The organism is Hymenobacter sp. GOD-10R (assembly GCF_035609205.1).
Lineage (GTDB): Bacteria > Bacteroidota > Bacteroidia > Cytophagales > Hymenobacteraceae > Hymenobacter.
Window position 1 is genome coordinate 4,506,650 of the sequence record NZ_CP141184.1, and the last position, 21,724, is coordinate 4,528,373.

Below are 21,724 nucleotides of genomic sequence, written 5' to 3' on the forward strand. Positions count from 1 at the left end.
CTGTCAAAGCGGCTTTTTGCGTTAAGATAAAACCTAGGTCCAGTACTGAATGGGAGCGTTCGGAAAGCGCCGCTGCCATTCTTCGTAGAAGAACTGCTTCATGGAGCGCATGTCTTCGGGCTGGTACACGAACTTGGTGCCCCCGAACTTATTACGCTTCACGGCGCGCTTAGCTTCATCGAAGTCGAGGCTGGTGTTAGGATACCATTCCATCAGCACGTCCTTGGAGCCCGGCGTAAAACGGTGCGTAATGAACTCCACCGTCAGATCACACGGAAAATCCATCACCTCGGCAATGCGGTCAAGCAAAGCTAGGTAGTGCTCCCGCCAGTTCGGGATCTGCATAATGGGCGCCAGGATAATGCCAACGGGGTACCCGCCCCCGCCCAACTCACGCGGCAATGCTAGCTTACGAAGGGCTTGCAAACGCGCTTCTACCGAAGCTGTACCGCCTTCCATACGCCGGGCAATCTGCTCCGCGTTCAAGCTGAGTCGTGCGCGAGTGCGGCCGTTGTGCGGTAGGTCGAGCAGCGAATCCACCTGGTTGTACTTGCTCACAAAGCGCAGTTGCGCGCCTTCGCGAGTACCATAGTAACGAATGCACTCTTCCAAGCTGCCCGTCAGGTGCTCAATGCCGAGTACGTCGGTGTAGCAGCTCACTTCGAAGCTCGTGACGCGGCCTGGCTGCTCATACTGAGCAGTATTGCGCAGTAGCTCAGGCAAGTTGGCGTAGGCTCGCACTACGGGCGGACCCTGCAAGCTACCCGCTAGGTAGCAGTACTGGCAGTGCGCAGGGCAGCCCTCGGCTAGGTTCATCTGCCAGTCGGCGGAAGGTGGCGTGGGCTGCAGGCGGAAGTTGCTCGGTGGCGCTTTCACCAAGGCAAGGGTGTTCTTGGCGTTACGGTAGGTCTCGCGCTCGTCGGCGCCGCGCAAACCTGTGATGCGGTTGCTCTTGAGCACCTCCACCGGCAAGCCTTGGGCCGTAATCCGCTCGTACATCTGCTGGCCAAATTCCTCGGTCAACGCATCGGGCGTAAACAGCACGCGCTTGGGCAGCCACATCCGTGCGGAATGCGTCAGGGGCTGCGGTGCTGGGGCTACGGCCGGGCTAGGAGTAAGAACGGGCAACTCTTCAAAAAGGGAAGTCTGGAGCATCTGGAGGCGTTTTTCAGCTGTGTATAGGTAACACATCAAGCGCCTGAATAGGTCCTTTTTGCACGGGTTTGACCGGATTTTATGCTATTTATTCCTCCTCATTATCAAGCGCTTAAAACTAACTTTATCAGACCCTCTACGTGGTAGACTGTTCTTTCTTCCCGGAAACTACGATAGCGCCAAAGTCGATAGCAGCCTTTTTGTCGGGGTATAGTTGATCAATCAAGGCAAATACTTCCTCCCGTATTTTTTCTTTCACGGCATCATCGGCGTTACTCATAGCAGCTACTACTGGCGCGGCTACCTCCGTCATCAAGCTCCAGTACATGTCGTTGCTACCGCAGTTCATCTTGCCGGTAACTTCTTTTTCAGCAACAGCCTGCACGCCGGCTTGCTTAAACAAATCAGCTAGTAAACCAGGACTCCCACACCGAAACATCCCCGGCGCGCCAGGCGGTGGAGTGGGTACTGCTAGGTTCTTGTTGATAGCGCTCATGATAGTCGTAACCCACGGATTTTTGTCGGGGCTAGCCCACACGGCGGTGGCAATGCGGCCGCCCGGCTTGAGCACGCGCACCATTTCCTTGGCTGCCATCAGCATATCAGGAAAAAACATGAACCCAAACCGGCAGCTCACTGCGTCAAAGGTTTCATCGTCAAACGGCAGCTCACACACGTCGCATACTGCTGTTTCGTAGTTGCTTACCCCAGCGGCAATGGCTTTGTCGCGAGCCACGTCGAGCATACTTTCAGCTAGGTCTGTGATGATTACTTTGCCGTTCTTGACGATGGTAGCGATAGTTAACCCCGGCTCGCCGGTGCCGGCCGCTACGTCTAGCACAATGTCGGTGTCTTTAAGCTGCAAAGCACCGATCATTTCCTCACCTACCGGCCGCATCCAGTTCGTAGTGAAGTTGTCCCACTTCCGCCAACCTGCCGAAAACTTATTCCAAGTTGTCTTTTGCTGCTCCCGAATTTGCGTGAGTTGTGCTTCCATAAACGTAGATAGGTTTGGTACACTGAATTAGATCGGCACAAAAAGGAATGCCCACATGCCTTTCAGCTCAAAGCTTCTCAGCCTGCCTGAGTGCCGTCTCAACGCGGAAGGGCTTGTGGGTAGGCGTATCGCTCCTTAATAGAACCTAGTTTAAGCAATTAGAAGCCCATTTCAAACATTCAAATACCTTATAAACAGCAATTTATGTGTTATTCAATTTGTTCTATTCGTTAAGAAAGTCTGAAAACAGCTGCCTACATGTGACCAAATGATGTCTTCACTTAGTGGCTGTAGGCACGCATGAAAACCCGAAATATCAACGCACGTAGAGGCTCGCTGAAAGATTTTAGGTCCCGCATAGTGTCCTACAGATGGGCTGTGCCGTAAACCGATTATCAACCAATTGCCATATTTTGGCGACCAATAGTCTCGCTAGGACCTAGGTTCGTCTTAATTCTACTCTTGCTTTCATGAAAGCCCTTTTACTCATCGACGTTCAGAACGACTTTGTACCCGGCGGCGCCTTAGCCGTGCCCGAAGGAGACCAGATTATTCCCCTTCTTAATCAACTGCAACCTAGCTTCGACCTCGTGGTAGCCACCCAAGACTGGCACCCGCAGGCGCACAAGAGCTTTGCTTCCAACCACGAAGGTCAGCAGGTGTTTAATAAAATAGAGTTGCACGGCTTGGAGCAAGTGCTGTGGCCCGACCACTGCGTGCAAGGCACCCCAGGCGCCGAGCTACACAAAGACCTAGATACCAGCCGCGTCGAAGCCATTTTTCGCAAAGGCACCAACCCCGAGATTGATAGCTACAGCGGCTTTTATGACAATGGCCATCAGAAATCCACCGGCCTCGTGGACTACCTGCGCGGCAAAGGTGTAACGCAAGTTTATGTGGCGGGCCTCGCCGGCGACTACTGCGTGTATTTCTCCGCCAAAGACGCTGTGCAAGAAGGCTTCGAGACGTTCCTGATTGAGGATGCCAGTCGCCCAATTTCACCGGAAGGCTTTCAGCAAGCTAAAGAAGACCTGCAACATCTGGGCGGCCACGTGGTGCAAAGCAGTTCTCTCCTTAGCACCTAGCTTTTTCCTTGCCCTGCCCTTTTATGCTTGACCCAAACGTTCCGCTGATTCTTACCCTAGCTCTCGATGAGCAGGCTACAGCCTTCTTCAACGACTTGCGCCGGCAGCATTTTCCTGCCAACCGCAACTACCTAGATGCGCACCTCACGCTGTTTCATCACTTGCCCGGTGCTCACCTCGACGAGCTCACGCGGCAACTTACGGAGCGTAGTCGCGTACAGCCTGCCTTGCAACTGCACGTAGCCGGCGTGCAGTTTCTGGGACAAGGCGTGGCCTACTCGGTGCAAAGCGCCGAACTAGAAGCATTGCACCGGGAGCTACAAGCGCTGTGGCTCCCCCACCTCACGCCTCAGGACCAGCAGCGCCGTCGACCGCACGTGACGGTGCAGAACAAAGTAAAACCGGAAGTTGCCCGGACGCTGCACCAACAGCTCAGCGCTGCATTCGAGCCCTTTGAGGCCGTGGGCACTGGCCTACAGCTCTGGGCATACCGCGGCGGCCCCTGGGAATGGCTCCGCACCTTTGCGTTTGCCGACCCCGACGAACCTACTCGCTAATCAGACCTAGGCTAGCGTTAGCGCCTACCTTCATAAGCTAGGTCCGAGTGGGTTTTCTACACACCAAGCTTACCGTTTGCTTATGCTTCCTGACCTTTTAGACTTACCCGTGCCACTTGAGCAAGCGCTTTATGTGACGGGCACCCTCGCTAGCGGCGTGCTCGGCGGCTTGATTATCAAGTGGATCGTGTTTGCAAGTCTGCGCGCCTACAACCGGCACACCGATGCGCCCTTGGCCACCCACTCGCTTGCCCGACACCTCAGTCGCCCGAGTGCTTTCTTCCTGCCAGTGCTGGTGGTGTCCTTCGTGCTGCCGCTGGTTCCGCTGGAGCCGAAGCCCTTTGAAGTGTTGCGCCGTTTCGTGGAAACGACTCTTATTGCCACGTTTGCCTGGGTGCTAATCAGTGCCATCGACGTGGTAGAAGACCTCGTACGGCAGCATTACCAAGTACAGGAAGGCAACAACCTGCGGGTACGGAAGCTGTTCACGCAGTTGCAGTTCGTTAAGAAGCTAGCCGTTACGCTGGTTATCATTCTGGCCGTCGGGCTCATTCTGATGAGTTTTGCTACGGTGCGCCGCATTGGTACGGGCCTGCTGACGTCGGCGGGTATTGCCAGCGTAATCATCGGTTTTGCGGCCCAACGCTCATTAAGCAACCTGCTTGCAGGCTTTCAGATTGCCTTCACCCAACCCATCCGTTTGGATGATGTGCTGGTAGTGGAAGGAGAATGGGGCCGGGTGGAGGAAATCACGCTGACCTACGTGGTAGTGCGCATCTGGGACGAACGTCGCTTGGTTCTGCCGCTCAACTACTTCATTGAGAAGCCCTTCCAGAACTGGACCCGCACCACATCGCAGCTACTCGGTACAGTATTTTTGTACACTGATTACACGCTGCCGGTGGAAGAGGTACGGGCCGAGCTTAAGCGCCTTGTGGAGCAAGAACCGCTGTGGGACCGGCGCGTGTGCGTGCTGCAAGTCACCGACTCGAAGGAGCGTACTATGGAACTGCGGGCGCTCGTGAGTGCTTCCGATTCCAGCCGCACCTTTGATTTACGCTGCATTGTGCGCGAAAAATTGGTAGCCTTCATTCAGCGGCACTATCCCGAGAGCTTACCCAAGACCCGCTCTGTAGTAGAAGCTTCCGACCAGCCCTTCACGCTCGCCAACGTCGCCTCGGCCGAGGGCTAGGCAAAGTCAACCTAGGTACGCACTTTTGCTTCTTGGTCGGCCACAAACTGCTGGAGCAATGACTGCAGCTCCCCCGACGCGTTGTGGGCCCGCGGCAGCAGAAAATTGCGTTTTGTAGGGTCGACGTAGCCCGCGATGTACACAAACTCGGATACGTTGACTGGCACAAACCCCATACTCCAGTCCGGAAACACGCGGCGCTCTACCGGTTGGTCGACCAGCGTAGCAACGGCCGTGTGCCGAGGATCGTGCCGGATCTTTTCGTACAACTCCCGTACGGCTTCTTCTTGCCCTTCCAGCACTTGCAAGATCATTCCTTCACTGTAAAGCAAAATACCGGTCACCCGCAAGTCGTGGTTAGTCGCGCGTGCTTTCAGCAAAATGCTTTTCAGCTGTTCATCGCTCATAGCACTCGTTGCCAAGCTTGTATACAGAATCTGATGTACCGTCATGTTGGAATAAGAAGCGGGCAAAAGAAGGGCTAGCTGCAACGCACGCAGAACAAACCGCTATACTAATGACTGTACCCAAAACAGAGGAGTTTGGTTTTTCTCAGGCAAAGAATCTTTAGGCGAAAGAGCAACAAGGCAGATTTTTTTACCGGTTGTATGAGCCATGCGCAGCAGAAGTGCGTAAAACCGAGATAAATCATAACACAACCGCCTGATAATTAGCAATCACGCAACAAAGCTTGCTTTCCGATAGGCTCACATTGAAGAATGCAGTGTAGTTTGGCAGGTTGAAAGGCCGCGTGCTAGCTTCCGGTGCCCGCTCCCGCCCAAGGGATTGAGCCCGGAATTTGCGTGCGTCTTTTCCGAACAAGATTTCCTCTTTTGCTGTTCAACGTACTTATTTGAGTCATATTAAAGCGCATGAGCACCAGCGATAATTCTTTCATTTCACGTCCCGATGTAGTTCTGATTGGGGCGGGTATCATGAGTGCTACTTTGGGCGTCATGCTCAAGGAGCTACAACCCGAACTCACCATTGCCGTGTTTGAGCGGCTCGACGTAGCCGCTGCCGAAAGCTCCGACGCGTGGAACAACGCCGGCACCGGGCACTCGGCTTTCTGCGAGTTGAACTATACCCCAGAAAAGGCGGATGGTTCCATCGACATCTCGAAAGCCATCAGCATTGCCGAATCCTTTGAAGTATCGAAGCAATTCTGGTCGTACTTGGTCCAGAAGATTGACTTCAAAACACCGCAGAATTTCATCAACAGCATCCCGCACATGAGCTTCGTGTGGGGCGATGCCAATGTGGAATACCTGCGCAAGCGCCGAGAAGCCTTGGTTAAGTCGCCCTTGTTCAAGGGCATGGAATACAGTGAAAACCACCAGCAGCTACAGCAGTGGATGCCGCTGGTGATGGAAGGCCGCAACCCCTCGGAAAGCGTAGCCGCTACGCGCATGGAAATCGGCACCGACGTAAACTTCGGCGCCCTCACCCGCGGCCTTTTCAATATGCTGAAAGAGCAGCCCGGCGTGAGCTTCCACTTCAACCACGAGGTAACGAAGCTGCGCCGCGACCCCGACGGCAGCTGGTACGTGAAAGCCAAAGACCTAGGTAGCGGCGAAAAAACCCGCGTGCACAGCAAGTTCGTATTTATCGGGGCCGGTGGCGGCTCGCTGCCCCTGCTCATCAAGTCGGATATTCCGGAGGGCAAAGGCTTTGGTGGCTTCCCCGTGAGCGGGCAGTGGCTGAAGTGCACCAACCCCGACGTTATCGAGCGTCACCAGGCTAAAGTATATGGCAAAGCGAGCGTAGGCTCACCACCCATGTCGGTACCGCACTTGGATACGCGCATGATCAATGGCAAGCGTGAGCTGCTGTTTGGTCCTTACGCGGGCTTTAGCACCAAATTCCTGAAGCAAGGTTCATTCCTGGACTTACCTTCTTCTATCAAGACGGGTAACTTGCGGCCGATGCTGATTGCGGGCATCAAGAACATTCCGCTGACGCGCTACCTCATCAACCAGGTGCGTCAGTCCCCCGCCGACCGCTTGGCCGCCCTGCGTGAGTACATGCCGAACGCCAACGGCAAAGACTGGGAGTTGGAAGTAGCTGGCCAACGCGTGCAGGTAATCAAAAAAGACCCCGTGCAAGGTGGTGTACTGGAATTCGGTACTGAAGTGGTAAGTGCTTCTGACGGTTCTATTGCTGCTTTGCTAGGAGCGTCGCCGGGTGCTTCCACGGCCGTAAGCATTATGGTTAGTCTGATCCAGCGCTGCTTTAAAGACCAAGCTTCTTCACCGCAATGGCAGGCCAAGTTCAAGCAGATGATTCCATCCTTCGGGCAAAAGCTGAACGACAACCCGCAACTGTGCGAGCAGATTCGCAATAACACCAGCGAGGTGCTAGGTCTCAACGTGAACGAGCCAGCGTAATACGACTTTTATTTCCACAAAGAGAACGGCCCCGAAAACAATGTTTTCGGGGCCGTTCTCTTTAACAAAGCTTGTTGCACCAAAGCTAGACGGCAAATGAGCCTTTATAGGCAACACGCATCAGGCGTTGGAAAGGACCGGGCGTGTCGATGGCACAGGCAGACGAAGGCGAACGTAAGCGCCGGATTGCGGCGAAGAACCTAGGTCCAACGTGCCGCCCAGCAGCGCCACCCGGTCGCGGATGCTGCGTAGCCCCAGGCCAGGACTGGTAGCCGCCGAAATAAAGCCGGGGCCATCATCCTCGACGCGCAGCATCACGAAACCAGGTACAGTTTCCAGCTCCAGGCTGGCTTCGGTGGCTCCGTGCGCGTGCTTCACTACATTTTGCATAAGCTCCTGCGCTATTCGGTAGAGGGCTAGCTGCAACGAAGGAGTCATAGCATCTAGGTCTACTTCCAGCTGCACCGAGCACCGAAAGCGAAGCCGGGGAGTGCGCAATTGGTGGCAGATGTCTTGCAACGCCGCGACTAAGCCAAACTCTTCCAGCACCATGGGCACCAGTTCGTGGGAGAGGGCGCGAGTCTGCTGGATAGCTTCCGCCAACAAGCCGTCAGCCTCGTGGCGGGCCGCTACCAGGCTGGTCCCGCGCAGCACGGGGGCGTGCAGCTGATCTAGGCGCAGCTTGGTGGCGTACAGCAGCTGGCCTATTCCATTGTGCAAGGACTCAGCGATGCGCTTGCGCTCGGCTTCTTGGGCTTGCTGCACAGCTTCGAATAAGGCTTGCTGTTGCTGCAAGCGCAGACGCAGGTTGTCGGCTTGCAGGCGCTGCACCTCGCTCAAGTCTAGGTCGACACCTAAGAGGCGCTGGGGCTGGTTTTGGGAATCGTAAAGCACCACAGCTCGGACGCGGATCGTCTTTACTTGCTCGCCTATGTGCAGGCGGAGGGTTTTCTCAAAGCTCCGCGGCTCCTGGGTCACGTACCGCACCAGCCGCTCAGCAACAGGACGGTCTTCAGCCGCAGCGTAATCGAGGTACAAGGAAGGGCGGACCGGACTGCCCACGGGCAAGTCGAAGAGGCGGTACATGCCCTCCGACCACCGAAACGCGCCCGTGGCCAATTCGTACTCCCAACTACCTAGGCGAGCAATGATTTCAGCTTGCTGCAACAGCATGAATTGCTGGTCCCGCTCGGCTTCAACCTGCTTGCGCTCCGTGATGTCGAGGGTCGTGACCACCAAGCCATCGCCGAGCTTGACGTACATGGAGCAAAACCAGTGCTCCATTCCCTCATAGGGGTAGAAATACTCCGTTTGCTGCGACTTGCCCGTCTCTACGACCCTCACCATCTGTTCGTACAGACCGCTGGGCACAATGCCGGGAAACGCTTCGGTGTAGCGCATACCGACCAAGTTGTGATGGTCGGTTTCCTCCTCCAGTTTGCGATTCACCGACAAGAAAACAAAGTCCTCAATGTTGCCCGCGGCATCGCGCACGGCATGCACCACCGACATGCCGATGAGGCTGGTATCATAAACGGATTGAAGCAAGTCGCGGCTTTGCTGCAAGGATTCGGTACGCCGGGCGACCTTGCGCTCCAGCGAGGTCGCCAATTCCTGCAGCTGCTGCTCCGTGTGTTTGCGCTCGGTGATGTCGAGCATTACCCCGCTTATGCGTAGGGGCTGCCCATCAGGCGTGGTGTCAGTAACTTGGCCGTAGCCGCTCATCCAGCGCACCTCGCCCTGAGGCGTAATGATCCGAAACTCGGCCCGAAATACCTGCTGCTCGTCCTTGGCTGCTTGCAACTTCTGCATCACAATGGGCCGGTCATCGGCGTGCAAGTGCTGCTCCAAGTAGCTGTATTTCATAGGCCGTAGAACTGGATCTAAGCCCATCAGAACGAAGTGGCGCTCGTTCCAATGTACTTCATCGGTAGCTAGGTCCCAGTCCCAAGCACCTAGCTCAGCCGCTTCGAGGGCAATGCGCAGCCGCTTTTCTGATTGCCGCAACGCATCTTCGGCTTGTTTGCGGTCCGTAATATCATAAGAGATAACAAGCACAGCCGGAATCTCACCGCTGGCGTCCGGTAGGGGCATGCCCCGTGACACAAACGTGCGGCCGTACGCCCCGTGCTCATGGACAAAGGGTTGGCCGGCCAGTGCCTGCTGATAAAACGGTAGGTAATCAGCTACTTTCTCAGGCGGCAGCACTTCGGCAAGGGTACGGCCCACATAATTATCGGGCGTAATTCCTAACTGATGCAACGATTCGCCAGCAGCCAGCTGATAGCGGAAGTCGCGCCCGACGATAAAAGCGGCCCCACCGGGCAAGTTGTCGATTAGGGTGCGCAGGCGGGCTTCACTCGCGCGCAGGGCGGCCTCCGCACGAGCGCGCTCAACGGCTGCCCAGGTACGCTCGGCAGTTTCTTCGACCATGGCAATTTCACCAGCGTTCCACCGGCGCGGCTGGCCATGGTGCACGCCGAAAGCGGCAACCCACTGCCCTGCTTTGACGAGCGAAAAGATAATAGCCGCGCTTATGTTCACGGCCACGAGGGCCGCCTGCGTCTCTTCACCCAGTGTCTCGTCTGCGAGCAGATCTTCAATAACGACCGTTTGGCCGGTGCGCAACCGCCTACTAACCTCGCCGAACTCCCTAATAGCTAGGTGCCCCTGTAGCTGGGGATAGGAACCGTGCGCGTAGCTGCTGGCAATCGTATACGTTTCGTCGTTTGGATTCACCTCCGCGTATAGCGCTCGGTCGGCCTGTAGCTGTTCGCCCAACATGCGAGCCGCCGCTTCCTGAATGGCTACTGGGTCTTGCAACGGCCGTAGCGCATCGTTGAGGCGGAGCAGATACGCTTGGTATTGCTCCTGCTGCTTGCGCGCGGTGATGTTATCGAAGACCACGGCTATCTGGCGGCTGCTCGCTTCGCCTACCCGCGAGGCGTACAAGGTGTACCATGACCGGTTGAGGGAATCGATCTGCACTTCGAAACGGGCGGGCTCGCCCGTCTGTGCCACGTGCTCATACTGTGCGACGAGAGCGGGCCCCATATCGGGCAGCACTTCCAACAGCGTCTTGCCGACAATATCCGTCAGGCCGGTCTGCTGCTCTAGCACCCTATTGGCTTCCAGAAAGCGGCCATCCACGGCCTTACCCGCCCCGTCGAATAGCAAATCAATCAGGATAAATCCTTCATCGATGGAGTTAAACAGGGTGCGATACGCATCGGTGGCCCGCTGCGCTAGCTCGTCTTTGAGCTGCAAGGTCTCTGCTTCGGCCTGTACACGGTCGGTCACGTCTTGGACCAAGCCGAGTAGCTTAATGGGCGTGCCGCTCGGGTCGCAGACGACGTTGCCGTGCGCCTCCACGATCCGCATCTGGCCGTCGGCCCGAAAAATCCGGCGCTGGTAGTAATAGGGGTTCCGGGTACGGACGGCCTCGGCGAGCACCTGACTCACCACAGCCGCGTCATCGGGATGAGAGCGGGAATTAATGAGGTCGAGCGTAGGCTCGAATGCTTGGGGCGCTTCGCCAAATAAGCGAAATAGTCCGTCTGAGAAATGCAGACGCGTAGAAGCTAGCTCGGCCTCGTAGTGTCCTGTATGGGCTATCTCTTCAATGGAGGCAATCAGCTGCTGGGTGCTGCGCTCAGCTTCGCGGTGATGCTGTGCCTCTGCCTGGGCTTGCCGCTGGGCGGTGATGTTGTCCCAGTACACCCACATGTAGCCGTCTGATGCTGGAGTTATGCGCATGGTAATCCATTGCGCAGTATGGGGCAGCCAGTAGTCGCCGCTGGTGCTAGGTTCACCTAGGGCCTGCAGCAACTCAGGGGGCAGCACGGCGGGCAATACCGCGGCAGGCCGGCGTTCAAGTACGGCCTCTTTCGGCACACCCCACAAGCTTTCAGCAGCCGGATTAAGCAAGGCAACAGTGCCGTCGGGGGCTAGCGCTACTACCCCGCCGGGCAAGGCTTGCAACAGGGAAGTATAGTCAGTAATGGCAAGAGGGAATACGGACATAAGCGAGACGCAGTGAAGCCGCGGGCTGGCTGGTCAAGGCACTGTCACGCGGATTGGTCAGCAGATTCCTAAAGCCATACGAGAGGTTACGGGCAGGGAAGATACTCAAATTTAGGCTGGGAAACAAAGCTGAACCACAGCGCTTTCTCCTGCTTACTTGCATTACACGGGCAGCTAAAACGCAGTATGAAGCAAGCATAGCTGTGACCGAAATCTGCCCTAACCCAGCTATCAGCTGATAGGTATTCGTTTAGTAGGAAGTAAAAAGGACTGGGCTGGGTAATTGCCTCTTAGCGAGCTCTCAGGAGTTGCCTATAGACCAGGAAACAAGTTGCAGCAGCTGCCACATCTAGAGTTCAAGAACATTCTAGGTGTTGCCAAAGACGCAACAGCAACTGATGGATCTTTCCGGGTCGATAAGGTACCCATTAGGATGCTAGGCCTACGCACGAGTTGGAGCAACGCTACTAACTACATTGTCTTGCTCAACCTACTCATCGAAGCCGGCTAGGTAGCCAGCGGCGTCCACATTACCACCAACGTGACAGAACAGGTGCAGGCGCGCAAGCACATAGCGGCCGAACGCATAGGGTAGCTGTTTCAGCTGTTCCAGCGCTTTCATACCCACGTGGAAGGCTCGGATGTCGGGCCATATTGGCAAGAAAATGGCGGCAAAACGGCCGCGGGCGGCTTGAAGTCAATCTCCAAGTAGACGTCGGCTCCACCTTTACCGTTTACTTCCCGCGCTAAACGCCGTATACTGACTTCTGCGTTTTCGCGGCTAGTTCTTCGATAGTTTTTATGATTCCTTTGTCGTGTGTAATGCTGGTGGATGATGATACAACCACCAACTACCTTAACCAACGGTTACTGGACCGGCTTGGCGTGGCCGAGCAGGTGCTCGTAGCCCAAGACGGTCAGCAGGCCTTAACGCTGATAACTCGCCATTGCCAGCCAAAAACGCCGGCGTGCCCGGCGCTCATTCTGCTGGACCTGAACATGCCGGGCATGAATGGCTTCGAGTTTTTGGCTGCTTACCAGCAATTAGCGGCCACTCAGCCAATGGAAAGTGTTATTGTGGTGCTTTCCTCATCCCTGTACCCACTAGATGTACAGCGGACCAAGGAGTTTGCAGTCAGTGGCTACCTGAGCAAGCCGCTCACAGCAGAAAAGGTGCAACAGATCTTACAGCAGCATTTTGCGCAGCAATAAACTGACTGTTGCCGGCGAAGCCGCGTCTCTAAGCTGGCAGAATTGGCAACTCAATACGAATCGTAGTACCTAGGCCTTCCTCGCTGGCGACGGTGATGCGGCCGTGGTGCAAGTGCACGAGCGTTTGAATAACGGACATTCCGAGCCCCGTGGTGTGCTCACCCCGCAGGCCGGGGCGGCGGGCCTTGGTGAACTTGTCGAACAGCACCGGTTGCAAGTGCGCCGGAATACCTAGGCCAGTATCGGTTACGGTTATCACTACTTGCCCGTCCTCCTGGGTCAGGCTCACCGCAATGTGGCCACCATCGGGCGTAAACTTGATGGCGTTGCTCAGCAGATTGTTCAACACCTGCTGAAACTTGTTGATGTCTACTTCAACGTACACTGGATGCTCGGGGGCATGGTACTCGAAGTGCAGATGCATGTGGGCCTCTGAGTGCTGGTATTCCGCTACCAGGGTACGCGCCCACACAACCATGTCGGTGCGCTTCAAGTTGAGTACCACGCTGGACGACTCCAGGAACTCGTTGTCCACAAAGTCCCGGATCAAGGTGACACTCTGCGTACAGGTGCGTTGCATCAGAGTCAACAGCTGCTGCGTGACGGAGCTCTGATCCGCTTGCACCTCGTCGGAGAGGAACTCGGTGAGCTGCTGTAGAAGCGCCAGCGGCGCCGCCAAATCATGCGCTAGAATCTCCAGCGTGGCATTCTTCTTCGCATTGAATTTCTCGGCGTTGATGCCGTTTTCTTTCACCTTGGTAATATCCTCCAGCCGGCCCGTCAGATAGGCCTGCCCATCCGAATCGCACACCTGACACGCAGACAAACACAGCCACTGCGTACCGCCGTTGGGTTGCATGACGCGCAGCTCTATGTTCTCCACCATTTCCTCCAGTTGGGCTTCCGCGAAGCGGTGGCGCAACAGCTGCCAGTCATCGGGGTGTAGGCGTTGTAGCCAGCGGGGCAGGTCCTCATTGACGTGCGCTATCGGGTCGCCCACCACCTGCTCGTAAGCCTCGCTCACGTACACGATTCGTTGGGTAGCCAACTGATATACGAACTGAACGGCTTGACTACGGGCAATAAAAGGACGGAGGAGGGCAAGGTAATCAGACATGGATAGATGTACTAAGCTCAACAATTTTCGTTGCCTATGACCTAGGTCGACAAGGCGGGCAGCTCTACGTGGAAGGTAGTGCCTTTTCCCTCGGCACTTTCCAGCCAAATACGGCCATCATGCAGCTCTACAATAGTTTTGATTAGCGACATGCCGAGCCCGTTGGTTTTCTCACCACGCAGCCCCACACGTCGCGCTCTGGTAAATTTATCGAATAGTACCGGCTGTAACTCCTGCGGAATCCCAATTCCTGTATCTGCTACCTGCAGGCACGCTCGGTCGCCGCGGCGCACGAGGCTCACCCTGATCTGCCCACCATCAGGCGTAAACTTGATAGCGTTGGAAATAAGGTTGTTAACAACCTGCTGAAACTTGTTCACGTCGTACTCTACATACACGGGATGAGCAGGTAGCTCATAAATAAAATTAAGGCGCGTACGATAACTGGAGCGCTTGTATTCTTCCAGCACGGCCGTCAGCAACTCAATCATATCGGCCCGCTCGCGCTTGAGCTCCACCAAGCTCGATTCAAAGAACTCGTTATCAACGAAGTCCCGGATCAAGTTTACACCCTCAGTGCAGGTCTGCTCAATCAAATTCAGCATTTCCTGCACGGCCGGGTTGCGGTCGGGCTGCGACTCGGTGGCCAGGTGATCGGTGAGTTGCTGAATAAGGACCAAGGGCGCGGCCAGATCGTGCGACATGATTTCGAGCGTAGCGTTCTTCTTCATGTTGAACTTCTGGGCGTTATGCACAGTCTCTTTCGCCCGGGTAATGTCCTGAATCTGTCCGCTCAAATAAGTCTTGCCCGCTTCGGCAGGCAGTCGGCAAGCCGTCAGGCAGAACCACTGCGTGCCGCCATTCTCCCGATCCACGCGCAGCTCCAGGTCGGGGACTACCTCTTCTTCGGGCGCCGCCGCTAGCCGCTCCCGCACGTAGGCCACATCATCGGGGTGCACGCGGGCCAGCCAGTTGGCCAAGTGGTCATTAACTTTATCAGCGGGACTGCCGAAAATACGCTCGTATGCTTCACTCACGTAGTGTACACGCGACGCTGCTAGGTCATAGATAAAGTGCACGCCCAAGCTATTCGCTATGAGCGGACGAAAAAAGGGCAAGTAATCGGGCATAAGCTGCGAAGATCAGCAGATAGGTACTGAACAGCGCCCTATTTGGTTGCTACCGCCTTTTCGCCCACGGCCGCCGAAGTGGTTTTTTAACCATCCTAGGTGCTGCTTCACAAATACCCTCGCCCTAGTTCTCGTTTAGCAGTTTCTTAAAAAATTCGGGCAGCTACTGACATAGGGTTGTCAGTATCAGAAGCCACTTTTGCAAAGTTGCGCACCGTCCTTGATAAATTCACCTACTCAGGACCAAGAGCCCCACAGTAGCCATTCCGCTACGTGATTAATGCTGCGCTTGGAGCTACGCTTCTTGGCTAGGTTAGCTAGGTCATTATCAATCCCTTTCCCGGAACACCCTACTACACGATCATGGCAGAAGAAGCACTAGAGATGTTTTGTCCCACCAGCCGCCAGCACTGGCGCACGTGGCTGCAAGAGCACCACCGCCAACAACAATCTGTGTGGCTGGTGTACCACAAGAAGAACTCCGCTACTCCTACCCTCACCTGGAGTGAAGCCGTAGACGAGGCTCTATGCTTCGGCTGGATTGATAGCCTAGCCAAGCCCATAGACAACGAGCGATACCGGCAGTTTTTCAGCCGAAGAAAACCCAAAAGCGGTTGGTCTAGAGTCAACAAGGAGAAAATCCAGCGGCTCATTGCTGAAGGGCAGATGACCCAAGCAGGCTTCGACAGCATTGAAACCGCCAAGCAGAACGGCGCCTGGACGCTCCTGGATGATGTAGAAGCTTTAATCATCCCGGAGGACCTGGAGCAGGAACTGCAAAAAAGGCCAGATGCCAGAAGCTATTTCTTGGCGTTGAGTAAGACCGACAAACGCAACATGTTGCAATGGCTTGTGCTCGCCAAGCGGCCCACAACCCGACAAAACCGAATTGCAGCAATCGTAGACCTAGCTGACAAACAGCTGAAACCAACCCTGTTTAGCGGGCCAAAGCGCCTCCAGCCGTAGATCCTTTTGCGGTACAAGAAGCCAGCTAGCTTTGATGGTATGGCGACTAGCCGCGCTGCACCGCCTCTCCCCTACTACTCACCGCAGAGCTCAGCGCCTGGGCAGGAACACCTCTGCCAGCATACAGCGGGCGCTGCCTCCGCCAATCGTTTCGATGGTCGGAATAGCCAGCGGCACCAGCTCACCATAGCCACCTAGGGTCTGCTTCTGCGCAGGGCTCAGCGCGTCGAAGGCTTGTTGGGAAAGCACGATCAGCTCGGTGGTAGCGGTGCGCATGGTAAGCATATTACCCGCAAAATGAGCGACTTGCGCCTGCGTAATGTCCACTATTTCGTGACCGGTATCGGTCAGAGAATCTACTACGGCGGCGCGCTCCTGCGGGTCGGTGATGCTGGCTAGGCACACGACCGCAACCCGTGCCCCAATGCACAGCATGACGTTGGTGTGGTAAATGGCGTGGCCTTGTTCGTCGTTTGCATGAAAAGCTACCGGACGGTACCCTAACGTGGCCGCTACTTCCGCAAAGAGGTCAGCGTCGGTGCGTGGCGAGAGGCAGGCATAAGCTATTCGGTGCACGTGGTCGAACAGAATGCTGCCCGTGCCTTCTAGAAACCTTCCCGCTTGCTCATGCAGCGACAAATCAACTACTTCCGTGATGACGAACTGCCGACCTAGCTCCTGAAGAATATCTGGCCGGCGCTCGGCCCGGCGATTCACGGCGCACATCGGGTAGAGCAGCACCCGGCCATCGGGGTGCAGCGTGAGCCAATTGTTTGGAAATACAGCGTCGGGTTTAGCAGGCGTGGGCGTGTCCTCAAATACCAGCACCTGCACACCCTTTGAGCGGAGTGTATCCACCGCCGCATCGAACTCAGCAAAGGCTTTTGTCTGGACCGCTTCGGGCGTTAGGTCGGCTAGGTTTTGCTGAAAGTAATTAGAGGCGGCCGTTTCGGCGTTGAAGGAAAAACGCACGGGTCGAACCAGGAAGACGGTAGAAGCAGATTGCATAGGAAAGTGTAAGCTAGGGAACAGCCGCTAGGATACAAAAGAAACGGCCTTCCCGCTTGCAGCGAGAAGGCCGAGTGTACTGTCCGTAGCGCAAAGCTCCGGCATTACGTTCTATGTTACGGGTTGATCGTCTCGATCGTGCCGTCGGCGTTGCGCTTCAGCTCCGTGACCTTGACGTTGCGCAGCCACGTTTTGTTGGAAAGCTGCGTGTCGTGGTAGAAGATGTACCACTTGCCGTTGAACTCGATGATAGAGTGGTGAGTAGTCCAGCCCTGCACCGGGTTCATTAGCACGCCTTTGTACGTAAACGGTCCTTCTGGCTTGTCGCCCACGGCGTACACCAACAAGTGCGTGTCGCCGGTGGAATACGTGAGGTAGTATTTGTTGTTGTACTTGTGCATCCAAACGCCCTCGAAGAAGCGCTTCTTGGTGTCGCCGGCTAGCAAGGGCTTGCCGTTCTCATCCAGGATCTTTACTTCCTGCACTGGGCCCTCGAACTTGCGCATATCCTTGCTCATGCGCGCAAAGCGCGGCCCAATAGCCACTTCGTTGGCCGGTTGGTTTGGAGCAATGGTAGAATCGTATTTTGCGGTGCGCCACCGCTGTAGCTGTCCACCCCAAATGCCGCCAAAGTACATGTAGGCGTTGCCATCGGTGTCGGCAAACACAGCCGGGTCGATGCTGTAGCTGCCCGGAATTGGCTGTGGATCAGCTTTGAACGGACCAGTAGGGCTTTTGCTGGTAGCTACCCCGATGCGGAAGATATCCTGCTTGTCTTTCACCGGGAAGTACAGGTAGTACGTGCCGTTCTTGAAGGCGGCATCCGGCGCCCACATCTGGCGCTTAGCCCACGGAACATCTTTCACGTCTAGCGCTACGCCATTATCAGTTACCTTCCCCTCGGGGCTATCCATCGAGAGGATGTGATAGTCGCGCATAGCGAAATGGTCGCCGTTGTCGTTTTCCGGCATCCCGGTTTCGATGTCATGCGACGGATAAATATAGATTTTACCGTTGAACACGTGCGCCGAAGGATCGGCGGTGTAGATGTCGCGCACGAGCGGCTCAGATAGAAACTTCTTACCCGTCGAGTCGCCGGGCTGCGCTGCTGTCTGCTGCGCCGCATCGGTGGTAGCAGCGGTTTCGGTTTTGGTGCTGTTGCTCTGGCAAGCGCTGGCCAGCGCGAGGGAAGCAAAAAGGGCGGGCGTTAAGAAAGTGCTCTTGCGGTGGGTACGCATTTTTAGTTTTAGTTGAGGTTTTAGCGGCCAAATACGGAAAAAACCTAGGTCTTAGTGCCGCTATTTACTGGCCTAGTTACCTAGCTTTTTAGGCTTTTTCAAACTTCTCAGTTTCTGAAAACACCGCAACCGATTGTGATAGCAAGGTTTATTGGAGCGCAGCAACCTACCTAGCTCGGCTTCTCTGCTTTGGGCTGCTCAACCTTATGCATTTGCGTGCGCGCAAACATAAGACAGCGAAATTCTTCGCTAGAGTTTGCAGATAAACGATAATTAATTCCAATATTACAGAAAGTACTACCTCCATGAGTTGTACTTTCAACAGTTGAACGCCTCTCTGACCAACACCTATTCCATGTGTATTCGCCGCTCTCAAGCCGGTTATGCTTTCTTGTGCCTGTTACTTTTCTCAAGCGCTGCCATCGATAGTAATGCGCAGCAGCCTTTATTCAATTTATTGAGCCCGAAAGAAACAGGAATCAGCTTTACAAATGAGGTCAGCGAAACCGAAGCACTTAATATATTATCGTACGAGTATTTTTATAATGGTGGCGGCGTAGCGGTTGGCGATATTAATAATGATGGGTTGTCGGATATCATGTTTACCGGTAACATGCGCCCCAACCGGCTGTATCTTAACCTAGGTAATTTCGAATTCAAGGATATTACCAACCAAGCCTCCCCCGCCCTCGAAGGCCGCAAAGACAGCTGGAAAACAGGCGTTACGATGGCCGATGTGAACGGCGACGGACTGCTCGATATTTACGTGTGCTACTCGGGCAAAAAGGCAGACGATGTTCGTCGTAATCAGCTGTTTATCAATCAAGGGAGCAACAAATTCAAGGAAGAAGCCAGCGCTTACGGACTCGACGACCTAGGGTATAGCACCCAAGCAGCCTTTTTCGACTATGACAATGACGGCGACCTGGACATGTTTCTGCTCAATCATAATATCAAGAAGATTGACAACATGGAATTTGCCCGCCACAAGGGCGAAGTAGATATATTGGCGGGTAATAAATTATTCAAAAACGACAGCGGTCATTTCACGGATATTTCCAAAACCGCCGGTATTGTACAAAGTCCGTTAACGTTCGGCCTAGGTATTGCCGTGGCGGATATAAATAAAGATGGGTGGGCTGATATTTATGTAACCAACGATTACAACGAGCCCGATTACCTTTATCTAAACAACCAAAACGGCACTTTCACCGATCACTCAAAGCAAATGCTGCGACATCATTCGCACTTTTCGATGGGCGTGGATATTGCCGATTTTAATAATGACGCGCAGCCCGACATTTTTACCTTAGATATGCTGCCGGCGGATAATCACCGTCAAAAATCCCTGCAATTGCAGGAAAACTACGAGACGTTTGGGCTCATGCTCAATCAGGATCTGTACCAGCAGTATATGCGCAATATGCTGCACCTGAATAATGGCGACGGCACCTTCAGTGAAATTGGGCAGCTGGCCGGTGTATCCAGCACCGATTGGAGCTGGTGCCCCCTGATTGCCGATTTCGACAACGACGGCTACAAGGATATCTACATCAGCAACGGCTACTTGCGCGACTACACCAACAAGGACTTTTTGCGCTATTGGGGCGACTATAAGATCAAGAAGGCCATGGCCCGCGAGCCATTTCAGCTGATGGATCTAGTAACGGCCATGCCGTCTACCTCGGTACCCGATTACATCTTCCGCAACGAGCACAACCTGACGTTCTCCAACAAACAGGTGGAATGGGGCCTGAACCAAACCAACATGTCCAACGGCGCTATTTACGCCGACCTAGACAATGACGGCGACTTGGACCTAGTCGTGAATACTATTAACCAACCTGCGGGCCTCTACCGCAACCGCAGCGTCGAAGATCATCATACCAACTACCTAGCTTTCAAGCTAAAAGGCACCGATAAGAACACCAACGCCGTGGGGGCTAAGGTGTACGTGTACACGCCCAGCAACGTGCAGTATCAGGAGCTGAACCCCAACCGGGGCTACCTCTCGTGCGTTTCGACCACCCTGAATTTTGGGCTAGGTAGCAATCAGCTGGTTGACTCAGTCCGCGTGATTTGGCCCAATCAAACGTCGCAGCTGCTGAAGGCGGTGAAGGCGAACCAACTGCTACAGCTCACCGGTAAGCCCAGCGACAAGTCGTATGCCCACAAAGCGCTAGCGCCGAAAACGGTATTTAAGCCCGCTGCGCCACTGTTTGATTTTAAGCCCGAAGAAGTTGCCCTGAACGACTTCAAGCGCCAGTTGCTCATGTTGTTCATGTACTCCAAAACCGCCCCGGTGATGGTGAAGGCCGACGTGAACAAGGATGGGCTGGACGACCTTTTTGTGAGCGGCGCGAAAGACGAGGTTGGCAAGCTCTACCTCCAGCAACCCGGGGCTAAGTTCACGGAGGCCGCTTTGAGCCGTGGCGTCAGTACGAGCCCCGGCACCGTTGCGGCTGCCACGTTCTTCGACGCCAACGGCGATGGCGCCCCCGATCTGTACCTAGCCAAAGGGGGCTACTCGCTGTACGAGGCCGGGAATGAAGAGCTTCAAGACGAGCTATACCTGAACGACGGGAAAGGGCACCTAACACTTTCCGCAACCGGTCTGCCGAAACTCAACGCCGGCAGCAAAAGCTGCGCACGGGCCGCTGATGCCGACGGCGACGGAGATATGGATCTGTTTGTGGGCGGCCGGGTCATCCCCGGCAAATACCCCATGGCGCCCCCTAGCTATCTGCTCGTCAATGATGGCAAAGGGCAATTCACCGCTGCGGACGTGCCCTTTGCCCAAACCGGCATGGTGACCGACGCCCAGTGGGTAGACTTGAACAAAGACGGCCGCAAAGACCTGGTACTGTGCGGAGAGATGATGCCGCTCACTGTTTGGATCAACACGCCGCAAGGCTTCCAGGATAAAACCGCTGCCTACTTTGCCACGCCCCAAAAAGGGTTCTGGTTTAGCCTGCACGTAGCTGACGTAAATGCCGATGGCCAGCCAGATATAGTGGCCGGCAACCTAGGGATGAACACCCAGATTCATGCGACGACCCAGGAGCCGGTGGAGCTGTACTACGCCGACTTCGATAACAACGGCTCCATTGATCCTTTCCTGAACTTCTACATGCAGGGCAAGAGCTACCCGTTTGTGAGCCGGGATGAGCTGAACGAAGTCATTTACCCGATGCGCCGCCGGTTTACTTCTTACAAAGCCTACGCCGACGCTGGCATGCATGAGATTTTTACTGCCGAAGAGCTAGGCAAGGCAAGCAAGCTGGAAGCTAACGAAACGCGTACCATGTTGTACCTCAACAACAAAGGCAGCTTCACGGCTACCGAGTTGCCAGCCGAAGCCCAGTTTTCGGTGGTCAGCCAGATTACCAGCGGCGACTACAACCGCGACGGGCACACCGACCTGCTCCTGCTCGGCAACCACGCCGACAACCGCCTGAAGCTAGGCAGCTTAGACGCTAACTACGGCTGCCTGCTGCAAGGCGACGGCAAAGGCCGCTTTAGCTACGTGAAGCAGCCAACGGCCGGCATCTGCGTGATGGGCGATGTGAAATCGGTGAGTGAAATCACGGTCAACAAGCAGCCTTATTTAGTGGTGGGAGTGAGTAATGGCCCTGTACAGTTTTATAAGAAGTAACG

General features: G+C 55.2%; 16 protein-coding genes. 7 read left to right on the forward strand and 9 right to left on the reverse strand.

What is annotated here, in order from left to right:
* Window positions 1-33: 33 nt before the first annotated feature.
* Both SD425_RS17915 and SD425_RS17920 read right to left on the reverse strand, forming a co-directional pair.
* Window positions 34-1,155 carry a radical SAM protein gene (locus tag SD425_RS17915; protein WP_416381004.1) on the reverse strand — a complete coding sequence of 374 codons (1,122 nt, stop codon included), beginning with the start codon at window positions 1,153-1,155 and terminating at the stop codon, window positions 34-36.
* A 136-nt stretch (window positions 1,156-1,291) separates the two neighbouring features.
* A complete protein-coding gene (locus SD425_RS17920; protein WP_324671325.1) occupies window positions 1,292-2,152 on the reverse strand; it encodes a class I SAM-dependent methyltransferase in 861 nt (286 codons plus the stop codon).
* Between the two features lie 470 nt (window positions 2,153-2,622).
* Here SD425_RS17920 and pncA point away from each other — a divergent pair, with 470 nt between their 5' ends.
* The 3 genes from pncA to SD425_RS17935 all read left to right on the forward strand — a co-directional run bounded on the left by pncA (window position 2,623) and on the right by SD425_RS17935 (window position 4,986).
* The gene (pncA, locus tag SD425_RS17925; protein WP_324671326.1) at window positions 2,623-3,237 is read left to right on the forward strand and encodes a bifunctional nicotinamidase/pyrazinamidase; all 615 of its coding nucleotides are present in this window, start codon (window positions 2,623-2,625) and stop codon (window positions 3,235-3,237) included.
* A 23-nt stretch (window positions 3,238-3,260) separates the two neighbouring features.
* A complete protein-coding gene (locus SD425_RS17930) occupies window positions 3,261-3,794 on the forward strand; it encodes a 2'-5' RNA ligase family protein (protein WP_324671327.1) in 534 nt (177 codons plus the stop codon).
* Window positions 3,795-3,876: 82 nt separating this feature from the next.
* The gene (locus SD425_RS17935; RefSeq protein WP_324671328.1) at window positions 3,877-4,986 is read left to right on the forward strand and encodes a mechanosensitive ion channel family protein; all 1,110 of its coding nucleotides are present in this window, start codon (window positions 3,877-3,879) and stop codon (window positions 4,984-4,986) included.
* An 11-nt stretch (window positions 4,987-4,997) separates the two neighbouring features.
* On the opposite strand, the gene SD425_RS17940 is transcribed toward SD425_RS17935, so the two are convergent.
* Complete coding sequence (locus tag SD425_RS17940; RefSeq protein WP_324671329.1) at window positions 4,998-5,459, reverse strand: BLUF domain-containing protein; 462 nt, start codon at window positions 5,457-5,459, stop codon at window positions 4,998-5,000.
* 399 nt (window positions 5,460-5,858) lie between these two features.
* Here SD425_RS17940 and SD425_RS17945 point away from each other — a divergent pair, with 399 nt between their 5' ends.
* A complete protein-coding gene (locus SD425_RS17945; protein WP_324671331.1) occupies window positions 5,859-7,373 on the forward strand; it encodes a malate:quinone oxidoreductase in 1,515 nt (504 codons plus the stop codon).
* Window positions 7,374-7,493: 120 nt separating this feature from the next.
* Here the strand turns inward: SD425_RS17945 and SD425_RS17950 are convergent, their stop codons facing one another.
* Both SD425_RS17950 and SD425_RS17955 read right to left on the reverse strand, forming a co-directional pair.
* Window positions 7,494-11,396 (reverse strand): PAS domain-containing protein, encoded by a 3,903-nt coding sequence (locus SD425_RS17950; protein ID WP_324671332.1) that lies wholly within the window; start codon window positions 11,394-11,396, stop codon window positions 7,494-7,496.
* A 490-nt stretch (window positions 11,397-11,886) separates the two neighbouring features.
* Window positions 11,887-12,018, reverse strand: a complete 132-nt coding sequence (locus tag SD425_RS17955; RefSeq protein WP_324671333.1) for a hypothetical protein — start codon at window positions 12,016-12,018, stop codon at window positions 11,887-11,889.
* A gap of 179 nt (window positions 12,019-12,197) precedes the next feature.
* On the opposite strand from SD425_RS17955, the gene SD425_RS17960 reads away from it, so the two are divergent.
* Complete coding sequence (locus SD425_RS17960; protein WP_324671334.1) at window positions 12,198-12,608, forward strand: response regulator; 411 nt, start codon at window positions 12,198-12,200, stop codon at window positions 12,606-12,608.
* A 28-nt stretch (window positions 12,609-12,636) separates the two neighbouring features.
* Here the strand turns inward: SD425_RS17960 and SD425_RS17965 are convergent, their stop codons facing one another.
* Both SD425_RS17965 and SD425_RS17970 read right to left on the reverse strand, forming a co-directional pair.
* Window positions 12,637-13,725: an ATP-binding protein gene (locus SD425_RS17965; protein ID WP_324671335.1), complete on the reverse strand. Its 1,089-nt coding sequence runs from the start codon at window positions 13,723-13,725 to the stop codon at window positions 12,637-12,639.
* A gap of 41 nt (window positions 13,726-13,766) precedes the next feature.
* The gene (locus SD425_RS17970) at window positions 13,767-14,855 is read right to left on the reverse strand and encodes a PAS domain-containing sensor histidine kinase (protein WP_324671336.1); all 1,089 of its coding nucleotides are present in this window, start codon (window positions 14,853-14,855) and stop codon (window positions 13,767-13,769) included.
* A 363-nt stretch (window positions 14,856-15,218) separates the two neighbouring features.
* On the opposite strand from SD425_RS17970, the gene SD425_RS17975 reads away from it, so the two are divergent.
* Window positions 15,219-15,821: a YdeI/OmpD-associated family protein gene (locus SD425_RS17975; RefSeq protein WP_324671338.1), complete on the forward strand. Its 603-nt coding sequence runs from the start codon at window positions 15,219-15,221 to the stop codon at window positions 15,819-15,821.
* Window positions 15,822-15,911: 90 nt separating this feature from the next.
* Here the strand turns inward: SD425_RS17975 and ctlX are convergent, their stop codons facing one another.
* Both ctlX and SD425_RS17985 read right to left on the reverse strand, forming a co-directional pair.
* The gene (gene ctlX / locus SD425_RS17980; RefSeq protein ID WP_324671340.1) at window positions 15,912-16,829 is read right to left on the reverse strand and encodes a citrulline utilization hydrolase CtlX; all 918 of its coding nucleotides are present in this window, start codon (window positions 16,827-16,829) and stop codon (window positions 15,912-15,914) included.
* Window positions 16,830-16,945: 116 nt separating this feature from the next.
* Window positions 16,946-18,067: a glycoside hydrolase family 43 protein gene (locus SD425_RS17985; protein WP_324671342.1), complete on the reverse strand. Its 1,122-nt coding sequence runs from the start codon at window positions 18,065-18,067 to the stop codon at window positions 16,946-16,948.
* Window positions 18,068-18,422: 355 nt separating this feature from the next.
* Here SD425_RS17985 and SD425_RS17990 point away from each other — a divergent pair, with 355 nt between their 5' ends.
* A complete protein-coding gene (locus tag SD425_RS17990) occupies window positions 18,423-21,722 on the forward strand; it encodes a VCBS repeat-containing protein (protein WP_416381005.1) in 3,300 nt (1,099 codons plus the stop codon).
* Window positions 21,723-21,724: the final 2 nt, after the last annotated feature.